At 56.3% G+C, this 5,309-nt stretch carries 5 protein-coding genes; 2 read left to right on the top strand and 3 right to left on the bottom strand.

Annotated features, from left to right (window positions below; all coding sequences use genetic code 11):
* Positions 1-67: 67 nt before the first annotated feature.
* The gene (locus tag Q7O77_RS14345; RefSeq protein ID WP_304168616.1) at positions 68-391 is read left to right on the top strand and encodes a helix-turn-helix transcriptional regulator; all 324 of its coding nucleotides are present in this window, start codon (positions 68-70) and stop codon (positions 389-391) included.
* Positions 392-757: 366 nt separating this feature from the next.
* On the opposite strand, the gene metE is transcribed toward Q7O77_RS14345, so the two are convergent.
* Positions 758-3,025, bottom strand: coding sequence for a 5-methyltetrahydropteroyltriglutamate--homocysteine S-methyltransferase (gene metE / locus Q7O77_RS14340; RefSeq protein WP_304168614.1), 2,268 nt, complete (start codon positions 3,023-3,025; stop codon positions 758-760).
* A 104-nt stretch (positions 3,026-3,129) separates the two neighbouring features.
* On the opposite strand from metE, the gene metR reads away from it, so the two are divergent.
* Positions 3,130-4,068: an HTH-type transcriptional regulator MetR gene (metR, locus tag Q7O77_RS14335; protein WP_304168612.1), complete on the top strand. Its 939-nt coding sequence runs from the start codon at positions 3,130-3,132 to the stop codon at positions 4,066-4,068.
* Here the strand turns inward: metR and Q7O77_RS14330 are convergent.
* Entirely contained in the window at positions 3,971-4,870 is a 900-nt protein-coding gene (locus Q7O77_RS14330) for a carboxylate/amino acid/amine transporter (protein ID WP_304168610.1), read from the bottom strand. The genes metR and Q7O77_RS14330 overlap by 98 nt on opposite strands.
* 131 nt (positions 4,871-5,001) lie before the next feature.
* The coding region (gene pagP / locus Q7O77_RS14325; RefSeq protein ID WP_304168608.1) for a lipid IV(A) palmitoyltransferase PagP at positions 5,002-5,309 on the bottom strand (308 nt) is incomplete at its 5' end.

The following is a 5,309-nucleotide window of genomic DNA, read 5'->3' as shown; positions in this document are numbered from 1 at the left end:
TACGATATTCGCCTTAGTCTCGTGGGCTCGGAGATGTGTATAAGAGACAGGAAATAGAGAAGGGTTTATGCAGACAGAACCACAGTTGCAGGAGGTCTTACATGCGCTCGCTAACCGGCACAGACTGATGATTGTTCGCTGGCTGGCGGACCCCAAAGCACATTTCCCTGCACAGCGTGATGGGGATCTGATTGAAGATGGCGTCTGCGTGAGTTTCATCACTGACAAAACCGGTCTGAGTCAGCCGACCGTTACCACTCATATGCAGGTTCTGGCGAAAGCGGGACTGGTTATTCCTAAGCGGATAAAAAACTGGGTTTACTACCGACTGAATGACGGGGTGGCAGAACAGTTTCTGGGGGAACTGGGCGCCTTGCTACGCCGATCGTAAGAAGCGGGAGTTAAGGCTCAGCGCTTTGCCAACCGACATCAGGCTTCGTTCGTCCTCACGCTATCATGTGGTTCATGCAGAAGGGGTTTCACAGTTTATAACCGATTTGCTTGCCGTCAGGCTTACGCCGTTAAGATGAATGCGTGCTGTATGGACCGTCCCCCTCTGACATCGAAGATCTGACCATAGTCTAAGAGCGAGCAGGAAGGATGAAGACGGTGCGAACTGAACGGTCAGGATGCGGAAAAAAACGGGGAAACGATTGTTTCCCCGTTAGGTCATGATGGGCCAGTATGTGGCTTATGCTGGACTGATGCGTCCCGGCGAAGTGCCGGGACTCTGACGGGACGGCTCTCTCGTCAGCGATCAGGCCTGCGTTTCGCGCAGACGTTTAGCCGCCTGCACCATGTTAGCCAGTGATTGTCGCGTTTCCGGCCAGCCGCGCGTTTTCAGACCACAGTCCGGGTTCACCCACAGGCGATCGGCAGGGACGTATTCCGCGGCTTTGCGCAGCAGCGCTTCAATCCATTCCACGCTTGGGACGTTCGGCGAGTGAATATCGTAAACGCCGGGACCGATTTCGTTCGGGTATTCGAACTCTTCAAACGACTCCAACAGCTCCATGTCGGAACGCGAGGTTTCGATGGTAATCACGTCGGCATCCAGCGCGGCGATGGAATCCATGATGTCGTTGAACTCGCAGTAACACATGTGGGTGTGGATCTGCGTGTCATCCTGAGCAATCGCGGCATTCAGACGGAACGCTTCCACCGCCCATTCCAGATAGGCTTTCCAGTCGGAACGGTGCAGCGGCAGACCTTCACGCAGCGCCGGTTCATCGATCTGGATGATGCCAATGCCAGCTTTTTCCAAATCTTCGACTTCGTCGCGCAGCGCCAGCGCAATCTGTTTGGCGATGGTTTCACGGCTCACGTCTTCACGCGGGAATGACCAGCACAGGATGGTCACAGGGCCGGTCAGCATGCCTTTTACCGGCTTGCTGGTTAAGGACTGCGCGTACTTCGCCCACTCAACGGTGATGGGTTCCGGGCGGCTGATGTCACCGATGATAACCGGCGGTTTCACGCAGCGGGAGCCATAGCTCTGTACCCAACCGTTCTGCGTAAAGACGAAACCATCCAGATGTTCGCCGAAATACTCCACCATGTCGTTACGCTCAGCTTCGCCATGTACCAGAACATCCAGATCCAGACGTTCTTGCTCGGTAATCGCCTGTTTGATGTGCTCGGCAATACCTGTGCGATAGTTCTGACCATCCAGACGACCCTGTTTGAAGTCCAGACGCAAACTACGGATTTCTGTGGTCTGCGGGAATGAACCAATGGTCGTCGTCGGCCATGCCGGCAGTTGGAAGCGAGCGCGTTGAGCTTCAGCGCGCTGCGGATAAGGATGCTGACGCTGGCTATCTTTCGCCACAATCGCGGCCAGACGTTTTTCCACCGCCGCATTGTGTACGCGGGTAGAAGTGCGACGAGCGCGGATTGGCGCACTGTAGGCTTCCAACGGCTTACCGTCGCCGCTGTTCAGCGCGGTGGTCAGCAGTGACAGCTCGCTACATTTCTGCAGCGCGAAGGCAAACCAGCTTTTCACTTCATCATCGAGACGCGTTTCTACGCTCAGGTCGATTGGGCTGTGCAGCAGCGAGCAAGAGCTACCGATCCACAGCGTACGTTTGCCCACCAGCGGCTGCAGACGTTCGAACCAGGTGCTGAGGTCAGCACGCCAAACGTTACGGCCGTTGATCACGCCGAGAGACAGCACCCAGTCGGCTGGCAGCTGAGCGTTTAGCACCGCGGCGTCGTCTTTACCGTGCACCAGGTCAACGTGCAGCCCCTGAACCGGCAGCGCTTTGATGGTATCCAGATTCTGGCCGATGCTATCGAAATAGGTGGTCAGCAGCAGTTTCACCTGACCCTGCAGCGCATCGTAGGCCGGTTTGAATGCCGACAGCCATTTGTCTTCAAGTTCCAGCGCCAACGCAGGCTCATCGATCTGTACCCATTCGATGCCGCGTTTCGCCAGTTCGCCCAGAACCTGTTTGTAGACCGGCAGGATATCGTTCAGCAGCGACAGGCGATCAAACGCCTCGCCTTTTACTTTACCCAGCCACAGGTAGGAAACCGGCCCTAACAGGACGGGTTTGACTTTATGACCCAACGCCAGCGCTTCATCGACTTCATCCAGCAGCTGCGTCCAGGTCAGTTTAAAACTCTGACCTTGGGTAAATTCAGGCACCATGTAGTGGTAGTTGGTATTGAACCACTTGGTCATTTCCGCTGCGGCAGCCGGTTCGCCGGTTGGCGCACGACCACGACCGATGCGGAACAGCGTATCCAGATCGACGGAGCCATCCGCATTCTGGTGACGCGCTGGCACGTTGCCGAGCAGCAGACTGGTGGTTAATACATGATCGTACCAGGCAAAATCGCCCACCGGCAGCAGGTCCACGCCAGCATCCTTTTGTTGCTGCCAGTGACGAGCGCGCAGATCGCGGCCAACAGTCAGCAGCTCTTCCTGGGTGGTGTTCCCTGCCCAATAGCTTTCCTGTGCTTTTTTCAACTCACGACGTAAGCCGACGCGAGGAAAACCGAGAGTATGATTTACAATTGCCATGCTTGAATTCCCATTTAGCCGTCCAGATGTTTACACATCCATAATCCGCAGGTAGTGTAGTAAGCACAAGCGCAATTTATTCACTGTCACTGTGAAGGACTCTCATGATCGAACTTAAACACTTACGGACGCTGCTGGCGCTGCGCAATACAGGATCGTTAGCCGCCGCCGCTGCACAGCTCCATCAAACGCAATCCGCGTTATCGCATCAATTTAGCGATCTGGAACAACGTTTAGGATTCCGGCTATTCGTCCGTAAGAGCCAACCGCTGCGATTCACTCCGCAAGGAGACATTCTGCTGCAGTTGGCGGAGCAGGTGCTGCCGCAAATTCAGCAAGCGCTACAGGCCTGCCACGAACCTCACCAGGCCACGCTGCGTCTGGCCATTGAATGCCATAGCTGCATTCAGTGGCTGACGCCGGCGCTAGAAAATTTTCATCAGAGTTGGCCGCAGGTCGCCATGGATTTCAAATCCGGCGTGACGTTCGACCCGCAGCCCGCTCTGCAGCAAGGAACGCTGGATCTGGTGATGACTTCGGATATCTTGCCGCGCAGTGGTCTGCACTATTCGCCGATGTTCGACTTCGAAGTCCGACTGGTGCTGTCCCCCGACCATCCGCTGGCGACCAAAGAGCAGATCGACCCGGAAGATCTCAGTGAGGAAACGCTGATGATCTATCCCGTGCAACGCCAGCGTCTGGATATCTGGCGCCACTTCCTGCAGCCCGCGGGCGTCAGCCCGGCGCTGAAGAGTGTAGACAATACGCTGCTACTTATCCAAATGGTGGCGGCCCATATGGGGATCGCCGCGCTGCCGCACTGGGTGGTGGAAAGCTTCGAGCGTCAAGGACTGGTCGTCACCAAAACGCTGGGGAAAGGATTGTGGAGCCGACTGTACGCCGCCGTGCGCGATGGCGAGCAGCGTCAGCCGGTCATTGACGCCTTTATTCGTTCGGCGCGTCAGCACGCCTGTTCGCATCTGCCGTTCGTGCGGGACGCTTCACAACCCAGCGCTGATGCACCCACAACGACGATAGAATAACGGCCGAGCCGACGATAAAGCTCGGCCAATGCGGTCGTTCCTGCCAAATCGCGAAATTGACCAGCAGGCCCGCCGGAACGTGAAAGTTGTTCATAATGCCCAGCGTTCCGGCATCCACCTGCGTCGCGCCGTAGTTCCACATGAAATAACCTATCCCGGAAGCCCCGATTCCCAGCCATACCAGTACGCCCCACTGCACCGAGGTCGTCGGCAGCTTGTGTGCATTGCCGAACAGTAGCCAGGCCACCGCCGAGACGCCCAGCGCCCCCAGATAAAACCACGAGAATGCGCTGTGCTGCGGCATGGGATAGACCTCCATCAGCCGCTTGTAGCCAACCTGTCCGATGGCGAAGAAAACATTGGCCGCCTGCACCAACAACAACCCCCACCAGAACTGTCCGCTAATGCCGTCGTACCGAATCACCGCTGCTCCCGCCACGGCTAACAACGCACTGAGCGCGTAACCCCAGCGCAGGGGTTCCCGTTTCAGAAGATCATAAATCAGCGTCACATACAGCGGCGTCATGACGGTGAATAGCAGGAATTCCGGCACGGAGAGATAGAGATAGGCCTGAAACGCGAAGAGATACATGATGCCGAGCTGGCAGGCGCCCACAAGCAGGTAGAGCAGCAGCGCGCGCGGCGCGTAGCCCCGCCAGCGCAGGAAAGGCAGGAAGATCAGGGCGGCAAGCCCGACACGCATCAGCACCGAAAACCAGCTGTCGACGTGACCCGCCAGATATTCGCCAATCAGGCTGAAGGAAAAGGCCCACAGAATGGTCGTTATGATTAGTAATGGCACGGGATGACTCACTCAAATAGCACTCAACAGGAACCGCTATTGTAAATGAGTTCTACGCGCGATTTTTCACCAATGCGGTTGACAACCGAACAAATAAAGCGCGATTGTCAGCCGCATGTCACGTTGAGAACTTAGAACTGCCAGCGCAGCCAGGCGAAGAATACGTTGCCGTTATTGTAGGTTCCAGGAATGTAGGTCGCCTGGAAAGACAATCGCTGATAGCTGACCGAGGCCAGTGGCAGAAGCACCGGAATCGGGAGGTAATTCCAGTTATCTCGAAAAGTGACGCCCGCCGTGAATCCCAGCCCCAAGTGGAAATCAGGATCTGTCATCGGCTGCCAGCGTTTTTCGTAGCCGTAACCCCCAATCGGTTCCCATTTGTTGAATGAGTCCTTGAACGCCATCAGGTACAGCCCGTGCCAGTCGCCATCCTCATCCA

The sequence above is a fragment of the Lonsdalea britannica genome, from assembly GCF_946477055.1.
In the GTDB taxonomy this organism is placed as follows: Bacteria; Pseudomonadota; Gammaproteobacteria; order Enterobacterales; family Enterobacteriaceae; genus Lonsdalea; species Lonsdalea britannica_A.
This window is presented reverse-complemented; position numbering and strand designations above follow the sequence as displayed.